Here is an 18,043-nt window from a genome sequence, read left to right as displayed (position 1 = left end):
GTAAGAATGAGGATACTCATGGCGTCAGGATCAATTCCAGGTAGCCGTCACCGCGACAGCGTTCGCTCATCCATGAGGCGGGCGTCTGGCATGACATCTTAATCGCCAAAGCTTAAGGCACCGGTCACCCTGGCGATGCACCGAACAAAAGCGTGAAACTGCCGTTGATTGCGCGTTTCTTCCGCTGGGCTATGCGCGTGTCCCCAAGCACCCGCCTGGCACGTCCGAGGAGCGCGATTGCACCGTGCTTGCGTGTGCATCACGGCTTCAGCCCTCGGACCTTGAGGCGTCAATGCATCACGTGCAGACACAGGACGTTCAGAACGAACGCGTTGCTGTGTGCCCGCACGTGAGATATCTGTGAAGCTCCGCCTCTGAGCGGTGCACTGGGCGTATTACCTGGCGGCCGTTGTGGAAGCGCTCGCGGCGTCAAGCGTCTTTGTCGCGACGCGGTAACACGTCGGCGTACCCGTGGCGCCGGAGACCTGATAGACGAGCTTGTGTCCCGCCGACGAATCGCGCGACTGCTGCGAGCTCAAAGTGACCATCTTGCTGAACTGCCCCTGCTGCGTCGCTTCTTTGGTAATAATGAGCGGTGCGAGGTCGGGGTCGCTGCGGGCAGAGTCGGCGTCGATAACGCGGCGCACATTCGACAAACTCGTTACATACCAGTCCGCGCCCAGCTTCGACGTCTTCAGAATGAACGGACGATACGCGGGACCCGCGTAGTGACTGTCGATGATGATCCACGGGTCCATGTCCGTCGTACCCAGTTGCGACAGATCGACCTTCGTCTTCAAACCGTCAGCGCGCTTGAAGTAATTCGCGAAGTCGACGCCAAGACGGGAGCCTGGTTGACCGGCCGTCGCGGGATCGTAGTACTGGCCTTCGGGTCCGTTGCGCAGGTCGCTGAAACGCATCCCCGTCCATGTCACCACGTGCGACACCACGAATCCCGACGCCACGTTCGCAGGGGCAGATTTCGGCAGCGCGGATTCCGTGATGTACAACAGGTCGCCCGGCCGCAAGCGATCGACCAGTTGCTCGATATTGTCCTGATTGATGTCGAGCAGGACGCCAGCCTGATCCGTCACGGACACCAGCGGGTCTGTGCCGATCGAACATGCCTGCGTACCGATGCCCGTCTGCAGATTTCCGCTCGCGTGCGTGACACCTGCGAAGTTGTAGGCCCACGAGGTGAAGTCCGAGCAATCGACACCTTGCCATTTGATATCGGCATTCGTGAGCGTCGCGAGTGTCTGCGCGCCGTTGCTCGCGCGATGCGGCGTGCAAGTCATCTTGGTCGATTTCACATAGGAGTTGAAGAACGAGGGCCGGGAGGCGGGCGGCACCCAGCCAGGAATGTGATGGTGGCAATAGTTCAGGTTCTGGTCGATCCAGTAGTTCTCGACGGCCATCAGCAGTTCACGCTGGAAGGTGGGGCCGTCGGCGGCGCATGAACTGGTCGCAATGGCGCCGTACTGCGCGGCGCGTGGTCCCCACGAACCTGCGTCGGGGAAGCTCGACCAGTTGTCCGACGTTAGGGTGCCACCCAACCGCGCCTGTACATCGTCTCGGCGGGCCATGAAAAGGGAGCGCTGTTCGCTGTAAAGCGCGATGCGATCGTGGCAGGCCTGGCTGCTCACCGTAATGTTGGCGGTCTTGCCCGGAATGATCTGCTTGAGCGCGGCGAGCGATGTGATGCCCGAACGGTTGCGCGGATTGCCCATGAAGTCCACCGTGCCTGTGCTGACCGCACAGTTGGCGCCGTCGGGCGCGGCGATTGTGCCGTCGTCCGACGGGTTGCCCGCGCCCGCGTTGCATTCGGCGAGCGTGTCGCCGTTCGCGGACTGGCTCACGATGTTTTGCGTGCTGCCGGCGATGGAAACACCCGTCGACGTCCGGCTTTGCGATTCCGCGCCGAGCGCGAGCGCCATTTTCGCGCCGTTCGATACGTCAGCCGATCCGCTCGCCGCATTTGCCGTGACGAAGGCAGGAGCCGTCTGCTGCACGTCGATGTCGCCAGCGAAGGCGTTCACGCGCGACATGGCGGCAGCGACGTTGCCTGCAGTGAGGCCACCCGCCGCCCGCGCATCCGCGACCACGGCGTTCGAGTAGACGGACACAATCATCTGTGACGGCGCGCTGAGATACACGGCGTCGATCTCGCCCGGCATCGCGGTCTTTTCACCCGTCGATTCTTCTTCATAGGCGCCGCCCGTCGCCCGGATCAGCACGGGGTAGCGCAGATTGCCGGGAAGAGAAAACGTGCCGTCGCTGCGGGTGCTGCCCGTCGCAAGCGGCGTGTCGGCCACGGAACCGTCCGGTGCGATTGCATAGGCGCTCACGGAAGCATTGGCAACGGGCCCCATGTACACGGCGCCCGAAGTGGACGTTGAGGTGCTTCCGCCGCAAGCGGACAGGAAGAGGGCAAGTGCCGCGCCTGTCGCGGCGGTAAGTTGGACTGGTTTCACCATAACCTTGCAGAAAGCGGGCTTGGGCTGTTATTCAACAGCGCGCGATTGATCGGTACTGATTGCAAAGACATGCATCGATACGTGCAGGTTAGGCGAATGTGACAGGTCCCAACGTTGCGATCAGCTTGGGGAATAGGGGCCTTTTCGTTGAAATGACAAGGACCGAGCATGGCCCATGTAGTCAGTGAGCGCGCGAACAGGGCGCCTCGTGGCGGCGGCATCCGGCAGTGCAGCACGTCGATGCCGGATGTCACCATCAGGGGTGGCACCTGGCGTGACGGCGTTCCCGAGGGATTTGCTTATCCTGGTCTTGCCATCGATGCTGGGTAGCTGTGCGACCTGTGACAGCACCGTCCCATACTCGTCCAGAACGGGTAGGTCGACAGTGTTATTAATCGGCGCACCAGCTCGTTGGTTTGTTCAATCATCGGTAGCTGATCATCGCCCACTGGCAGATGTGTCGCCTTGAACGCTGCGATATCGGCTGCCTGACTGACTACGAGGCTTTGCTGCGTTGGCGACTGAAATTAAACATGGCCTGATGCATTTAGCATGGCAATGCGCAAGGGACGTCGTTTAATGCGCGCTCACGATAATAAAAAAGCGGCGACGCTCGATAAGCAAAGAACCCGCGTCTTTGGGGCGCGGCGAGAGAACACTGCCTTCCACTTCGGAGATGGAAAGAAAAAATCCACGCGGCTCACGAGAGCCGACCGGGCAATCTTTCGCGAGCCATAACCCGCGCACCCCATTTATCACCATCAAGAAAAAACACTAGCGAACGTAAACGCGCTCATAACTGCCGTTCTCGTATTTCCGAATATTGAGCCGCATTATTTACCGAGCATTAAAAAATCGATAAGGCGATGAAGCATACGCAAAATAGATTGGTCTGGCTCGCGGCGCCGCTCCTCGGATGCGGCGGTGCGCTCGCCTGCTTCGCCGTTTCGTCGTTCAGCACCAGCGGCGGCGCCATCGGCGCAGGGCTTGCAATCGCAGGTATCTTCGCCGGCGTACGGCAGCGCAACGTCGACGCCCGCTTCTTGCAGCAATTGTCCCGTTACCTCGACAGCCAGCGCGCGTTCAGCGACACACTGGCGCCCGTCTGGGCTCGCCATATCGAATCGTCGCGCACGCAAATGGAAGATGCCGTCACCGCGTTGAGCGGACGATTCGGCGACATTGCTTCGCGGCTCGATACGGTGCTGGGCGTTTCGACGAGCGGCGAAGGCGCGTCCGGTGGCAACAACGTCTATGCCTCCAGCGAACTCGAATTGCAGGCCGTCGTGCAACGGCTGCGCGCCGCCATGGATAGCAAGGCCGAAATGCTCGCCAAGGTGCAGGGCCTGCACGGCGTTATCGATGAACTGAGCGAGATGGTCGAAGCGATCAAGCTCGTTACGCAACAGACTAACCTGCTTGCGATCAATGCGGCCATTGAGGCCGCGCATGCGGGCGACCTGGGGCGCGGATTTGCGACCGTCGCACAGGAAGTGCGCGCTCTGTCGCGCCGGTCGAGCGAAACGGGCGTGAGCATTGCCGCCAAAATCGAAACGATCCGCAACGCTATCGTCTCCGCATGTCACGCAGCAGAAGAGACCGCCGAGCAGGACACCGTGGCGATGTCTGACTCGCAACGCGCCATCGAGCAGGTCCTGATCCGCTTCCGCGAGTTCACGTCCTCGCTCGAATCGGCTACCGAACTGCTGCGCGGCGAAAGCCGCAGCATCAAGGCCGAAGTGTACGAGGCACTGGTGCAATTGCAGTTTCAGGACCGCGTGAGCCAGATCATGCAGCACGTGAAGGCCAACATTGAGCGCCTTCCCGCCGTTGTCGATCAGCACTGCGGGCAATACGAAGCCGGCGCCGCAGTGCCGATGCTCGATGCCACGGCATTGCTCGACGAGCTTGAGCGCACCTATGCGATGGACGAGGAGCGCGCGCTGCATCGGGGCAAAGCGCAGCTCCCTCCGCAAGAGCAGGCGCAATCGACCAACACTGATTCCGACATTACTTTCTTTTGAGGACCAGCATGGCCAAAACCATCATGATCGTTGACGATTCTGCGTCGGTACGCCAGGTCGTTGGAATTGCGCTGCGCGGCGCGGGCTACCAGGTCATCGAAGGATGCGACGGCAAAGACGCGCTCGCGAAACTGCAAGGCCAGAAGGTTCACCTGATGATCAGCGACCTCAACATGCCGAACATGGACGGCATTGCGTTCATCAAGGCGGTCAAGCAGATGCCCGCCTACAGGTTCACGCCGATCGTCATGCTGACCACTGAGAGCCAGGACGCGAAGAAACGCGAAGGCCAACAGGCGGGCGCCAAGGCGTGGGTCGTCAAACCGTTCCAGCCGCCGCAACTGCTCGCCGCCGTCGAAAAGCTGGTGTTGCCTTGAATCTCGACGACGGAACACGTGCGATGAATGCCGCCTATACCGCGCCGATCGAAGTGCCGATGACGATCTATCACGCCGCTGAACTCAAGGAGTTCATGCTGGAGGCGCTCAAGCGCGGCGTCTCCGTTCACTTTGACCTGTCCGCCGTACCAGAGATCGACTGCGCCGGCGTGCAACTGCTCGTCGCCGCGCGACGCCTTGCGGCCGAGCGCCAGCAGATATGCGAGTTCTTCGGCGCGAGCGACGCTGTACTCGCGACACTCGCGCTATTAGGTGTGCCATCGACATTGGCGCAAGCGCAGCCGTCGACGGAAACGCTATCGGTTCTTCAGGAGCACGCGTGATGAATCTCGACGACGCACTGCAAACGTTTGTCGCCGAAAGCCGCGAGCTGCTCGCGCAGATGGAGAACGGTCTGCTGAGCATGCGCGAGAGCGCCGACCCGAGCGATGAGATCAACGCCGTTTTTCGTGCGGCGCATACGATCAAGGGGTCGTCGGGACTCTTCGGTATCGACGGCATCGTGGCGTTCACGCATGTAGTCGAGAGCGTACTCGACCGTGTGCGCGACAACGAGATCGGCATCGACGAATCGCTGACCTCGCTGCTGCTCGCGTGTGGGGACCACATCGGTCAGCTCGTGGAGCTGACGGCCGAAACAGGCAATTGCCTGGACGAGGCGCTGCTCGCGCAGGCACAGCCGCTCGTGGACGCCCTGAGCCGTTATCTGGCTGTGCCGCAACCCGCGTCGCAAACCGCCTGCGATGTCGCGCCGGACGACGCTGCCATAGCGACTGCCGCGCCCGGTATGCAACGCTGGTCGATCTCGCTGCAATGTGGCGAGCCGGTGTTGCGCAACGGGATGGACCCCCTCTCGATCGTTCTCTATCTTGCGCGGCTAGGCGACATCGCACGCGTATGCGCAAATAGCGACCGCGTACCGTCGCTCGACACGCTCGATCCCGAAGCCTGTTTTCTCGACTTCCATATCGAACTGCTCAGCGACGCGGGCAGACAGGCCATCGAAGGCGCATTCGAGTTCATTCGCGACGACTGCGAGCTGAAGATATGGACCGACAGCGACGAAACCGCGCCGTCGCCGTTACCGCCCATTACCGAAGCGCCGGACGATATTGCTCCGGTTACGGAGCACCGCCCCCAGGACCACGGTGCAACGACTGCCGCCGCAACGCCGACCCGCAGCGGCGCCGCGACGCGCGAAAACAAGTCTGCCGACTCACACTCCATTCGCATCGACGCAGACAAGCTCGACCACCTGATTGATCTCGTCGGCGAACTCATCACGGCCTCGGCCAGCACGGAGCTGGCAGCGAGCAGGGCGCAGAACACCGAGTTGCGCGAATCCGCGGCAACGCTGAACGGCCTGATACAGAAAGTGCGGGACAGCGCGCTGCAACTGCGCATGGTGAAAATCGGCGGAACGTTCAATCGCTTTCGTCGTGTGGTACACGACGTCGCGCAAGAGCTTGGCAAACACATCGACCTGGTGGTCCAGGGCGAGGACACGGAACTCGACAAGACGGTCGTCGAGAAAATCGGTGATCCGTTGACGCACCTCGTACGCAATTCGATGGACCATGGCATAGAGACCGCCGACGTGCGTCGTGCGCGCGGCAAGCCCGAACAGGGCACGGTCACGCTGAATGCCTTCCATGATTCGGGCTCGATCGTGATCGAAGTGAGCGACGACGGCGGCGGGCTCGATCGGAACCGCATCCTGGCAAAAGCCGTGGAGCGCGGGCTGGTGCCGCAGGACGCAACGCTTTCGGACGACGAAGTCTATGCGCTCATCTTCGAGCCCGGTTTTTCGACGGCGGAACGCGTGACGAACCTGTCGGGCCGTGGTGTCGGCATGGACGTGGTAAAGCGCAACATTACGGCGCTGCGCGGCAGTATCGGTGTTCACAGTCGCGCGGGCATCGGCACCACGATTTCGGTGAGATTGCCGCTGACGCTCGCCATCATCGAGGGCTTCCAGGTCTGCGTCGGCGATTCCATCTTCATCCTGCCGCTCGATGCGGTCGAAGAGTGCGTTGAATTTTCCGCGAGCGGCGCGCACGACTACACCGACCTGCGCGGACAAGTGCTGCCTTTCATTCGACTACGCGAGCGTTTCGAACTGAATGGGCCTGTAAGCGCGCGCCCGAACATCGTCGTCGTGAAGCATGCGGGCCAACGTTTGGGCCTGGTGGTCGATCGTCTCCTGGGTGAAGCTCAGACCGTCATCAAACCGCTGTCGAAGGTATTCGGCAAAGTGCGCGGCGTAAGCGGCTCGACCATCCTCGGCAGCGGCGACGTCGCGCTGATTCTCGACATCGCCGACCTGGTGGCCATGGCCGGACCCGCGAGTCCGAACGTTGGCAGCGCGACATTCGCCGCCACGCAATAGCGAGCACAGACAGATGGAAGCAATTACCGATACCGAGTTCAGGCAATTCCAAGCCTTCATTCTGGACGCGGCCGGAATCAGTCTCGCGCCCGCGAAGAAGGCGCTCGTCAGCGGCCGGCTGGCCAAGCGCCTGCGCGCGTGCCAGCTCGACACCTACGGTGCGTACTTCGCGCTGGTTTCGAGCAAGGCGCATGGCGCCGAACGACAGATTGCCATCGATCTGTTGACCACCAACGAAACGTACTTCTTCAGGGAACCCAAGCACTTCGACTTTCTAGGCACGGTCGCGTCCGAATCACGGGCAACGGTGTTCCGCACATGGAGCGCGGCATGCTCGAGCGGCGAAGAGGCATACAGCATGGCGATGGTCCTGGCTGACCGCCTTGGCGTCCGGCCGTTCGAGGTCGTCGGCACAGACATCAGCACGCGCATGCTGCAGGCCGCGCAGCGCGCCCATTACCCCGACATTCGCGCGCGCCAGATGCCGGCCGACTACCGCAAACGGTTCTGCTTGCGCGGGACGGGTGTGCAGGAAGGCACGCTGCTCGTCGAGCGGTCGCTGCGCCAGCACGTGCATTTCGCGCAGGCGAATCTCGTCGCGCCGTTGCCTGACTTGGGGCGCTTCGACGTAGCGTTCCTGCGCAACGTCATGATTTATTTCGACCCGCCGACAAAACGCGAAGTTGTTCAGCGCGTCGTTTCGATGGTGCGTCCCGACGGCTATCTTTGCATCGGACACTCGGAGAGCCTGCATGACCTCGGCATCGACCTGATTCCGGTTGCCCCTTCGATTTACCGTAAGCCCGGCCGCGCCGGTCATTGAGGCGACATATCGATGGCTCGAATCCGTGTATTGATCGTAGACGACTCCGCTGTCGTCAGGCAGGTGGTGTCCGGCATGCTCACGGAGGCTGGTATCGAAGTGATGGATGCGGTCGCAGACCCCATCGCCGCGATGAGCCGTCTCGTGCACGGCTGGCCCGACGTAATCCTGCTTGACGTCGAGATGCCGCGTATGGACGGCATTACGTTCCTCAAGAAAATCATGGCGGAGCGGCCCACGCCCGTCGTGATCTGCTCCACGCTCACCGAGAAAGGCGCCCGCACGACCATCGACGCGATGGCGGCAGGCGCTGTGTCGGTTGTCGCCAAGCCTCGGCTCGGTCTCAAGCAGTTTCTGCTGGAGAGCGCCGAAGAACTGACCACGACGATTCGCGCTGCAACGCGCGTGAATGCCACGCGGCTAGCGCGCAGACATCCCGTAGCCGCTCCTGTGCCCAAACATACGGCGGATGCGGTGTTGCCGCCGGGCGTGCCCGGCACATCGGGCGCACTCTCGCAAATGACCGAGCGCATTGTGGCGATCGGCACGTCGACGGGTGGCACGCAAGCGCTCGAAGTCGTATTGACGGCGCTACCGCGTGTTTCACCTGGCATCGTCGTCGTGCAGCACATGCCCGAAAAGTTTACGGCGGCGTTTGCCGAGCGGCTCAATCGCCTTTGCGAAATCGAGGTCAAGGAAGCTCAGTCCAACGATCGGGTAACGCAGGGCCGTGCGCTGATCGCGCCAGGCGGCAAGCATCTGGCTGTGCGTCGCAGCGGCGCGCAACATGTCGTCGACGTCATCGACGGACCGCTCGTCAATCGCCATCGTCCCTCCGTCGACGTACTGTTTCGCTCGGTGGCCCGCAGCGCGGGCCGCAACGCGCTGGGCATCATCATGACCGGCATGGGCGACGACGGCGCGGCCGGGCTTGCCGAAATGCATGCCGCCGGTGCGCGTACAGTCGCGCAGGACGAGGAGAGCTGCGTCGTATTCGGCATGCCGCGGGAAGCGATCAAACGCGGCGGCGTCGACAAGGTGGTGCCGCTTTCAGCGATCAGCAAGGAGATCGCGCTGGTTCAGGCGCAACGCAGCTGATTGCCGCGCGGCGCTTCGAACTCTGTCCCGCTGCATCCAACTCTTTCCACGTGTAAACGCCATCGCGCCGCAAAGGCGTAACCCATTGCGGCGCGATGGCGTTTGTGGTATCAATGCGCTGTTTCGGCGGCGGTCTGGAGCGCCGCCATGTCGCTTGCCGACATCATGTGTTGCAGCGCGAGCAGGATCACGAACTTGCCGCGCACCTTACCCATGCCTTGAATGAACTCGGTACGGATCGACGAGCCGAACGACGGCGGGGGTTCGATATCCGAAGCGGGAATTTCGAGCACCTCGTTTACGGCATCCACCACGATGCCGATATCTTGCCGCTCGCCTGCCAGTTGCACTTCGACGATCACGATGCACGTGCGCTTCGTCACCTCGGACGAGGGTCTGCCGAAGCGGGCGAGCAGATCCATCACCGGCACTACCGCGCCGCGCAAATTGATGACGCCGCGCGCGAGCGCGGGCATCATCGGCACCGTCGTCATCGCGGTGTAGCTGATGATTTCCTTGATCGACAGAATGCCGATGCCGAACGCTTCGTTAGCCAACATGAAGGTCAGCACCTGCGCCGGCCCGCTAACGTTTGCGGCCTCGGGCGCGTCGATCTGCGCCCGGGGTCCTGCAGAAACGGGAATCTGGTTCATCACTCGACCCTCCGATCAGAATTTCGCGAACTGGGATTCGTCGGGCAACTCGGTGCTGGCAAACACGTGGCTTGGTGCCAATGCGAGACCCGCAGCTGGTTTCACGGCCGTGCGCCCACGCGTGCGTGTAGCCGAAGCGCGGACGTTGCCGGCGTCGTTCGCGCGCACCGTGTTACTGCCGGAGGCCAGGCGGAAGAAGGTCATCGCTTGCCGCAATTGTTCTGACTGGCTGCTCATTTCTTCGGCGGTCGCTGCGAGCTCCTCGGAGCTTGACGCATTCTGTTGCGTCGTCTGGCTCAACTGACTGACCGCGACGTTGATCTGCCCGACGCCGGAAGACTGCTCTTCGGATGCTGCGGTGATTTCCTGCACCAGTTCCGATGTCTTCTTGATGTTTGGCACCATCGAATCGAGCAGCGCGCCGGCCTTCTCCGCCAATTCCACGCTGGAGCCCGCGACGGTGCCGATCTCCTGCGCCGCCACCTGGCTGCGCTCCGCGAGCTTGCGCACCTCGGCCGCCACCACGGCAAAGCCTTTGCCGTGCTCGCCGGCTCGCGCCGCCTCGATCGCAGCGTTCAGCGCCAGCAGATTGGTCTGGTACGCGATGTCGTCGATGATGCCAATCTTCTGCGCGATCTGTTTCATCGCGCTGACGGTCGACTTGACCGCTTCGCCGCTGTGGATGGCTTCTTTCGCGGCCTGCTGCGCCATGCCGTCGGTCACTTGTGCGTTTTCGTTGTTCTGCGAAATCGACGCCGTCATCTGTTCGATCGACGCGCTCGTCTCTTCCACGCCGGCCGCCTGTTCGCTGGACGCCTGGCTTAACGATTGCGCGGTGGCGCTAACTTCCTCGGCCGCGCCCGCCAGCGCTTCAGCGCCGCTATTGACCTCGCCCACGACGTCCGAGAGCCGCGCGATCATGTTTTGCATCGCCCGCAGCAGTTGGCCCACCTCGTCCTTGTTCTTCGATTCGACGCGCACCGTGAGATCGCCTTCAGCAAGCCGGTTTGCAGCGTCCAGCGCCTGCGCCAAAGGCTTGCTCACACCGCGACTGATGACGAAGCCGAGCAGCACGCCCAATACGAGAGCCGCCGCAATCGTGCCGATCATCAGCGAGCGGCTTTGCTCGTACAGCGCGGCGGTCTCCCGGGAGGCCTCCTTCGCGCCGGCGTCCTTCAGTTCAGCAAGCTGCGTCATCGTGTCGTCGAGCACGTTCGCTTTTTCGCGCACCGCTGCGAGCGCAGTCGTCAGTGCCGGATCGTGGTCGCTTAGTTTGCTGGCACTGATGAGCGGGGCCAGCGTTGCCTGATCGCGCATGTACGCTTCCCAGGTTCGCGAAAAGTTGTCCAACAGCTGTTTGCCCTTTTCCGATGTCACGAGCGGACGCGCTTTGTCCATGTTGCTTTTCAACAAGTCGAAAGACTTGTTCATCATGTCGACGAACTTCGCGCGTTCTTCCGCCGTGGAGGCCAGCAGCGCATTGGAGCGGGCGCGCCCGATATAAATAAGGTCGATGTTCGCCTCCTTGATATAGGACATGCCCAGCAATTCGGTGCTGTACATGCGATCGGCCAGTTCGTTGAGCTTGCTGGCGTTGCTGATGCCGACCATGCCCACGATACCGCTGGCCGATGCGACAAGGAGAAATGCGGCGACGAGGCGAATGCCGATCTTGATATTGCCGAGCATAATGAAAGTGTCCTTGAAAAGGGGATCCGACAGGATTCGCGTTCAGTCGCTACCGCGCGGACGGATAAATCGCGAGCAACAGCGTCACCGGACTTGAGGTCAGTCCTGTCTATAAACGTGGATATCGGTCAGCGAAAACCAAGTCTTAATCCCTACCCAAAAATAACCGCATGATTTTGCGCAAATTGTTGAGCAGACACGTCACGCGCGCTGGTATTGGTAATTTCACCCGCCTGAAGAATTCAATTCGCATCAATGCGATTTAGATAAACAAAAGAGTGCGAAAAATTCAGGATGAATATGTGCGGCACAGATGACGAATGAAAAGCGAGTAGGCACAGGCGCAGATTAGCAACGCGGTCGAGTCGCAGGCGGTCATGCTCGCCCCGAACCAGTTGTTTTTCAACATTGCGCGTTGCTTCGTGATCGGGGCGCTTGCGATCTGGTTAGCGCCCAGACCGACGCATATCGCGGATACGTCACAGGCTCACTACCGCGACTGCCAATGGCCAGCACCTTAGGATGTCTACACGCTATTTCACCACGACTCTCACTTGTCAAAACGAGAGATAAAGGGAAAGCGATGACCCAGCCAGTTCGAGCTCACTCGCTCAATCGAGCGGAACCGTGAGCCGGTCAATCACCGCTTGCGTGTCGGGCCGCACGCCGCGCCACCAGAGAAACGCTTGCGCGGCCTGCTCGACCAGCATGCCGACGCCGTCCGCGACACCGGCCACTCCGGCATTGCGGGCGAGCCGCAGGAACGGCGTCAGGCGTTTGCCGTACGCGAGTTCATAGGCTGTGCCCTGCGGACTGAAGACTGTTGGCGGCACGGGCGGCAAATCGCCCGTCAGGCTGGCGGAGGTCGCGTTGACCACCAGATCGAAACGCCCCATCCGTGCAAGGTCGTCATAAGTGCAAGCGGTGACCGGACCGTGCGACGCGCCCTGCGACGCCAGCGCTTGTGCTTTCTCGACATGGCGATTCACTATCACCAGTTGCGCGGGACCCGCGTCCAGAAACGGCAGCAGCGCGCCGCGCGCCGCACCGCCCGCGCCGAGCACCAACACCCGCTTGCCTGCAAGCGGCGTGTGCAGATTCACCTCGATGTCGCGCAGCAGTCCAATGCCATCGAAGTTCTCCGCAAGAACCCGGCCGTTGTCGAACTTGAACGCATTTGCTGCACCGGCGAGCGTCGCGCGTTCGCTGCGCTCGTCGGCCATCTCGAATGCGGCCAGCTTGAACGGCGCGGTGATGTTCATACCCTTGCCGCCCGCCGCGATGAATTCGCGCACCGTGGCCGCGAACGCATCAGCCGGTTCACGCGGACCCTCGATTGCCACGTAGTGCATCGCCTGCTGCGTCGCTCGCGCAAAAAGCCCGTGAATCAGCGGTGATTTCGTGTGGCTGATCGGATTGCCGATCACCGCATAGGTATCGCTCATCGTTTGCCTCACTTTTCGAACAACACGCCATCTGTCTGCATCGCATCGATTTCGGCCGGCGTAAATCCCAGCGATCGCGCGACTTCGCCGTTGTGCTGTCCGAGATCCGGCGCGACCTCCCGGATCGTCGTGTCACACGCAGAAAACCGGAACGGCAAGTTCGGCAAACGCAGTGTCCCGTAGCGCGGGTGCTCCTGCTCGACGATCATCCCGCGTGCCTGGATCTGCGGATCGGCAATCACTTCGTCAATGCGTTGCACCTTCGCGCACGGCACGTCGATAGCGTCTAGCAGTTCGAGGATCTGTGCGACCGTGTGCGCCGCGACCCACGGCTCGACCACCGCGAGAATCTCGCGCCGATGCGCGTTGCGCCCGACGCTGTCGTGAAACCTTGCATCGTTGCCAAAGCCGCGCGGGCCACCGTTCTCTTCGATCAACGCGGCGAAGCGCTTCCATGCATCGTCTACCTGCGCGGCGATCACCAGATCGCCGTCGGTCGCGCGGAACACGCCGTACAACGTCGAGCCGGGCATGTCGTGTCCTGTCTGCTCGGGCAGGACATCGGCAAGCGTGTAGCACTGGACCGCGTACTCGTGCATCGACACGAGCGTGTCGTACAGCGCCATGTCGATATGCTGGCCACGCCCGCTCTTCACGCGGCCGAGCAGCGCTGCATTGATCGCAGCGACCGCGTGGATTCCGGTGTACATGTCGCCAAGCGAAATGCGCAGCAGCGGCGGACGCTCGCCCGGCGAGCCCACCATCTGCATGATGCCGCTCTTGGCCTCGGCAATCAGGCCGAAACCCGCGCGATGAGCGTCCGGTCCAGTGTGCCCATATGCGGAAATCGAGCAATAGACGAGCCGCGGATTGCGCGCCGACAGCGCCTCATAGCCGAGACCGAGCTTTTCGAGCGCGCCGGGACGGTAGTTCTCCACGAACACATCCGCCGAGTCGCACAGACGTTCCATGAAGGCCTTGCCGCGCGGGTCCTTCATGTTCACGCTGACGCCGCGCTTGCCCATGTTCAGCTGCAGGAAATAGCCGCTTGACCGATCGTCGAGCACGCTAGCGTGCTGACGTCCGGCGTCGCCGCCACCGGGCCGTTCGACCTTGATCACTTCCGCGCCCAGCGCTGCGAGGCAACGCCCCACATACGGGCCCGCGAGAAAATGGCTGTAATCGACGACGCGAATCCCTTCCAGTGGACGTGCCTGTTTCATTGCGCGGCTCCCGGCCGGCGCGGCACCATCAGACGATGCTCGCCGCGTTGCACGACTTCGCCGTGCTGATTGATCAGTTCCGAAGGCAGAATCACGATGCCCCAGTCGGGACGACTCCTGCTCGGCCGCATCGAGCCGACGCGAAACTTCACGTGCAGCACGTCGTTGACCTTGATCGGCAGTACGAAGTCCCAGCTCCAGCCGAGCGACATGCCTGGCAGAAAGCGGTAATCGCTCTGCGTTTTAAGGCCATCCGCGATCGACAGACCGAATAGCCCATGCGCCACGAGACAGCCGAAGTGGCTGGCGTTCGCATACGCTTCATCCACGTGGACAGGTGTGTGGTCGCCGGTGAGCTCCGCATACGCGAGAATCCGCTCCTTCGTGACGGTGTAATGCGGGCTGATGCACTCGTCGCCTTCGCGCGCGTCGTCCCAGTATTTCTCGACGATGGTCATGTCATACCTCCGAGCGCGGGTCGATGGAAAGCGCCTGCGCGACGCAGCGCGCGGGTCTCGCCTGAATGAATTCGAGCGCGAGGCCATCGGGCAAACGCAGCCAGTTCGGGCCTTGCGGCATCGGCTGCACGTCGTAGCGGCGGGCGGCGGTAAGCGCCGCCTCGACGTCCTCGCACATGATGCCGAGATGAGCGAGACGTCCTTCCGGTCCCGCGAAGTCCGGCATGGCGATGAACTGCATGCCGCCGAGCGTCCAGTACTGGCGTGGCGCTTCAGGCGTGCCGTCGACCTCGCGCATCGTCATGCCGAACACGTCCTCGAAAAAGCGGATGTGCCAGTGGATGTCGCGCACGAATACCGCGACGTGTTCGAGATACGCTTTCGGCGCGCTCATACGTGACTCCCCGCATTCTGGCGATCGGCCATCGCGCGTTCGATGCCCTTGATGCACGCGACGAGCGTCGCGTTGACCGGCGTCGGCACGCCGTGCCGCGCGCCCCAGCGCACGACCGAGCCGTTGATGAAGTCGATTTCGGTTGCCGAGCCTTTTTCCAGGCTTTGCAGCATCGAGGTCTTGAACGCAGCAGGCAGCCCCTGCGCCGCGAGCGTCCACGCCTGCTCGGGATCCGTCATCGAAAGCGTGACGCCCGCGGCCTGCGCGACCGCGATCGCTTCAGCCACGGCCGCGAGCGATGTGGCCTTGAGCAAAGGCTCTTCATACAGCTGGCCGTAGGTGAGCGACGTGATGCCGGTCAGCGCGCCGGTTGCCACATTCACCAGCAGCTTGTCCCACATCGTGCCGACGATATTGTCGCTGACCTGCGTCGTGAGACCGGCACCATTGAATGCGTCGGCAACGCGGCGAACGCGATCCGTCACGCGTCCATCCAGTTCGCCAATGATCGTGTGTTTGCCCACGACGCCCGACTCGATATGCGCCGCGCCCCGCAGTACGCCGCCCACGTAAGTTTTGCCCGCCAGTACCCGTTCGCGGCCCACCGCGTCTGCAAGGATGTCTTCGTGGCCGAGGCCGTTCTGCAGCGACAGCACCAGCGTGTCGGGTCCGACCAGCGGCAGCGCGCCGCGGATTGCCGTGTCCGTATGGAACGATTTGACGAGCACAATGACGAGTTCCGCCGGTCCAACCTCGCTCGGGTTGGTGCTCGCGCGGACTTCCACCTGGCGCGAACCGCGGGCGTCGTCGACGCGCAGGCCATGGCTTCGCATGGCCTCGACGTGAGCGGCCGACCGGTCGATCAGCCAGGTCTCGTGACCGCCTTCGGTGAGCGTCGCGCCGATCGCGCAGCCTAGCGCGCCGGCACCCAGAATCGCAATTTTCAAGAGCGTCTCCTTAACGTGTGACGTCACGATAAGAGGCGTCGCCCGATGTCGCAATGCAATGGCTACAATGACGTTATTGCCTCACGCAATAATGGTGACCTGTGACAATTCCGACCGAGCTGCCTGAACTCAAACTGCTGCAGTTGTTCGACCTGCTTTACGACACGCGCAGCGTCACGCGCGTGGCCGAGCAGCTCGGCCAGAGCCAGCCGACCATCAGCATCTGGCTCGCGCGTTTGCGGGAACATCTGCACGATCCGCTTTTCATTCGTACACCCGCAGGCATGGCGCCGACTCCGCAAGCCGATGCGCTGATCGGTCCATGCCGGGAAATCCTGGAATCGCTGCGGCGCCTGTCCGCGTGGGAAGTGGCGTTCGATCCCGGCACCGCGCAGCGGCGCTTTCGTATCTGCATGACGGATGCGAGCCACGTGACCTTGCTGCCGCGCCTGCTGGCGCATGTGCGCGCGCAGGCGCCGGGCGTGCGGCTGGAGGCCGCGCGGATAGACGGCAATACGGAGCGCGCGCTCGGATCGGGCGAGGCCGATCTCGCGATCGGCTACGTGCCATGGCTCACCGGCGGCATTTATCAGCAGCAGCTTTACGAGCAGGATTGGGTTTGCCTCGCCAATCGCCATCATCCGCGCATTAAGAAGCGGATGAGCGTCAACGCGTATTGCAGGGAAGGCCATATTGCGATCACGGCAGGAACAGGCACGGCGCTGCTCGAACAGGCGCTGCTGCGCGGACGCATCGAACGGCGCGTAGTGCTTGAATTGCCTGGTTTCCTCGGGCTCGGCACGATCGTGCAACACACTGATCTGATCACCACTTTGCCGCGCCATATCGGCGAGACGCTGGCCCAGGCGAGCGATCTCGCGGTCCATTCGTGCCCGATTCCCGTCGAGGGTTTCGCGGTACGGCAACACTGGCACCCGCGCTACCATCAGGAGGCGGGTAATAGATGGCTACGCTCTGTCGTCGCACGGCTGTTCGGCCGCTCAGGTAGCGCATCGGAACATGTGGCCGGATAGGCCGACGCCGAGCGCGGCTTCGCCCAGCCTCGTTCACGAAAGCGTCGGACAATGCGGACTCCAGCCGCTCCTGTATCGCTACCCGCTGCAGAAAAGAAGTCTAGTCCGACAAAGCGAGATTCATCACTTCCCGTACATATCGAAATCGAAGTACTTCGCTTCAATCTTTCGATACGTTCCATCGCGCAACATCTCCGCGATAGCGCCATTCAGTGCATCGCGCAGATCCGGGTCCGACTTGCGCACGCCGGCGGCATCGCCATCGCCCATGATCTTCGCGTCGTACACGACATCGCCGGCGAACGCATAGCCTTTGCCTGCCGGAGTATTCAAAAAGCCGAGTCTGCCTTGTACCGCATCCATCAGAACCGCGTCGACACGGCCGGCGGTCAGATCCGAATAGGCCTGGTCATAACTCGGATACGCGACCACCTCGACACCGGACGCGGCCCACTTCTGCCGCGCATAGGTTTCCTGCACCGTGCCTTGCTCGACCGCGACGCGCTTGCCCGCGAGTTTCGACGCTTCGGGCAGCAGGTGAGCGCTTTCCTTCGCGATCAACCGTGTCTGGTTGCGGTAAAGCCGTGCGGTGAAGTCGATCTGTTGACGGCGCTTTTCGTTCGCGGCCATCGACGACAGGATCACGTCGAACTTGCGTGATTGCAGTCCAGGGATGAGGCCGTCAAAACTACTTTGCACCCACACGCATTTCGCTTTCAGCTTCGCGCACAGCGCATTGCCGAGATCGACATCGAAGCCCTCGACGGTGCCGTCCTTGGCGACCGACTCGAAAGGCGGATAGGTCGGATCGACGCCGACTCGGATCGTGGTCCATTCCTTGGCCGTCGCCATCGTGCTCGTAGCCATGAGGGCGAGGGCGACAGCGGTCAACATCGTGTTTGCGCGTGGGATTTTCATAGAAGCGGTGAGTGGTTGGTGTGGGTCGTGAAGGCCGTTTCCGGGGTTGCAAATTGTGAGCAAGCGACGGGGT

16 protein-coding genes and 1 pseudogene are annotated in these 18,043 nt (G+C 62.1%); 7 read left to right on the top strand and 10 right to left on the bottom strand.

What is annotated here, in order from left to right; translation table 11 throughout:
• Window positions 1-395: 395 nt before the first annotated feature.
• Together JNB89_RS14375 and JNB89_RS31045 are read right to left on the bottom strand one after the other, a co-directional pair.
• Window positions 396-2,372 (bottom strand): hypothetical protein, encoded by a 1,977-nt coding sequence (locus JNB89_RS14375; protein WP_220362684.1) that lies wholly within the window; start codon window positions 2,370-2,372, stop codon window positions 396-398.
• A gap of 360 nt (window positions 2,373-2,732) precedes the next feature.
• Window positions 2,733-2,974: pseudogene (locus JNB89_RS31045) on the bottom strand (tryptophan--tRNA ligase); the annotation flags it as partial.
• A 369-nt stretch (window positions 2,975-3,343) separates the two neighbouring features.
• Here JNB89_RS31045 and JNB89_RS14365 point away from each other — a divergent pair.
• From JNB89_RS14365 to JNB89_RS14340, 6 genes are read left to right on the top strand one after another with little or no spacing between them, the layout of a single operon-like run.
• Window positions 3,344-4,501, top strand: coding sequence for a methyl-accepting chemotaxis protein (locus JNB89_RS14365; RefSeq protein WP_220362622.1), 1,158 nt, complete (start codon window positions 3,344-3,346; stop codon window positions 4,499-4,501).
• 8 nt (window positions 4,502-4,509) lie between these two features.
• Window positions 4,510-4,878: a response regulator gene (locus JNB89_RS14360; RefSeq protein WP_013339683.1), complete on the top strand. Its 369-nt coding sequence runs from the start codon at window positions 4,510-4,512 to the stop codon at window positions 4,876-4,878.
• Window positions 4,879-4,901: 23 nt separating this feature from the next.
• Window positions 4,902-5,222 (top strand): STAS domain-containing protein, encoded by a 321-nt coding sequence (locus JNB89_RS14355; RefSeq protein WP_220362621.1) that lies wholly within the window; start codon window positions 4,902-4,904, stop codon window positions 5,220-5,222.
• A complete protein-coding gene (locus JNB89_RS14350) occupies window positions 5,222-7,288 on the top strand; it encodes a chemotaxis protein CheA (RefSeq protein ID WP_220362620.1) in 2,067 nt (688 codons plus the stop codon). The genes JNB89_RS14355 and JNB89_RS14350 overlap by 1 nt, the downstream gene beginning before the upstream one ends.
• A gap of 13 nt (window positions 7,289-7,301) precedes the next feature.
• Entirely contained in the window at window positions 7,302-8,111 is an 810-nt protein-coding gene (locus tag JNB89_RS14345) for a CheR family methyltransferase (RefSeq protein ID WP_220362619.1), read from the top strand.
• A 12-nt stretch (window positions 8,112-8,123) separates the two neighbouring features.
• Window positions 8,124-9,209, top strand: coding sequence for a protein-glutamate methylesterase/protein-glutamine glutaminase (locus JNB89_RS14340; protein WP_013339679.1), 1,086 nt, complete (start codon window positions 8,124-8,126; stop codon window positions 9,207-9,209).
• A gap of 110 nt (window positions 9,210-9,319) precedes the next feature.
• Here JNB89_RS14340 and JNB89_RS14335 read toward each other — a convergent pair whose 3' ends face one another.
• The 7 genes from JNB89_RS14335 to JNB89_RS14305 all read right to left on the bottom strand — a co-directional run bounded on the left by JNB89_RS14335 (window position 9,320) and on the right by JNB89_RS14305 (window position 16,018).
• Window positions 9,320-9,862 carry a chemotaxis protein CheW gene (locus tag JNB89_RS14335; RefSeq protein ID WP_013339678.1) on the bottom strand — a complete coding sequence of 181 codons (543 nt, stop codon included), beginning with the start codon at window positions 9,860-9,862 and terminating at the stop codon, window positions 9,320-9,322.
• A 15-nt stretch (window positions 9,863-9,877) separates the two neighbouring features.
• Window positions 9,878-11,551: a methyl-accepting chemotaxis protein gene (locus tag JNB89_RS14330; RefSeq protein WP_220362618.1), complete on the bottom strand. Its 1,674-nt coding sequence runs from the start codon at window positions 11,549-11,551 to the stop codon at window positions 9,878-9,880.
• 611 nt (window positions 11,552-12,162) lie between these two features.
• Window positions 12,163-12,996: a shikimate dehydrogenase gene (gene aroE / locus JNB89_RS14325; protein WP_220362617.1), complete on the bottom strand. Its 834-nt coding sequence runs from the start codon at window positions 12,994-12,996 to the stop codon at window positions 12,163-12,165.
• Between the two features lie 8 nt (window positions 12,997-13,004).
• Window positions 13,005-14,219 carry a CaiB/BaiF CoA transferase family protein gene (locus JNB89_RS14320; RefSeq protein WP_220362616.1) on the bottom strand — a complete coding sequence of 405 codons (1,215 nt, stop codon included), beginning with the start codon at window positions 14,217-14,219 and terminating at the stop codon, window positions 13,005-13,007.
• Window positions 14,216-14,677: a MaoC family dehydratase gene (locus tag JNB89_RS14315; protein WP_220362615.1), complete on the bottom strand. Its 462-nt coding sequence runs from the start codon at window positions 14,675-14,677 to the stop codon at window positions 14,216-14,218. Before JNB89_RS14315 ends, JNB89_RS14320 begins: the two co-directional genes overlap by 4 nt.
• A 1-nt stretch (window position 14,678) precedes the next feature.
• On the bottom strand, window positions 14,679-15,071 hold the full coding sequence (locus JNB89_RS14310) for a VOC family protein (RefSeq protein WP_220362614.1): 393 nt from the start codon (window positions 15,069-15,071) through the stop codon (window positions 14,679-14,681).
• Window positions 15,068-16,018: a ketopantoate reductase family protein gene (locus JNB89_RS14305; RefSeq protein ID WP_220362613.1), complete on the bottom strand. Its 951-nt coding sequence runs from the start codon at window positions 16,016-16,018 to the stop codon at window positions 15,068-15,070. The genes JNB89_RS14310 and JNB89_RS14305 overlap by 4 nt, the downstream gene beginning before the upstream one ends.
• Window positions 16,019-16,119: 101 nt before the next feature.
• Between JNB89_RS14305 and JNB89_RS14300 the strand changes: the two genes are divergently transcribed.
• Window positions 16,120-17,052: a LysR family transcriptional regulator gene (locus JNB89_RS14300; RefSeq protein WP_135894059.1), complete on the top strand. Its 933-nt coding sequence runs from the start codon at window positions 16,120-16,122 to the stop codon at window positions 17,050-17,052.
• Window positions 17,053-17,175: 123 nt separating this feature from the next.
• On the opposite strand, the gene JNB89_RS14295 is transcribed toward JNB89_RS14300, so the two are convergent.
• Window positions 17,176-17,970 carry an ABC transporter substrate-binding protein gene (locus JNB89_RS14295; protein WP_431026590.1) on the bottom strand — a complete coding sequence of 265 codons (795 nt, stop codon included), beginning with the start codon at window positions 17,968-17,970 and terminating at the stop codon, window positions 17,176-17,178.
• Between the last annotated feature and the right edge of the window lie 73 nt (window positions 17,971-18,043).

The organism is Paraburkholderia phenoliruptrix (genome assembly GCF_019511605.1).
In the GTDB taxonomy this organism is placed as follows: Bacteria; Pseudomonadota; Gammaproteobacteria; order Burkholderiales; family Burkholderiaceae; genus Paraburkholderia; species Paraburkholderia phenoliruptrix_A.
Note: the sequence above shows the minus strand (reverse complement) of the source record. Positions and strands in the feature narration are given on the sequence as shown.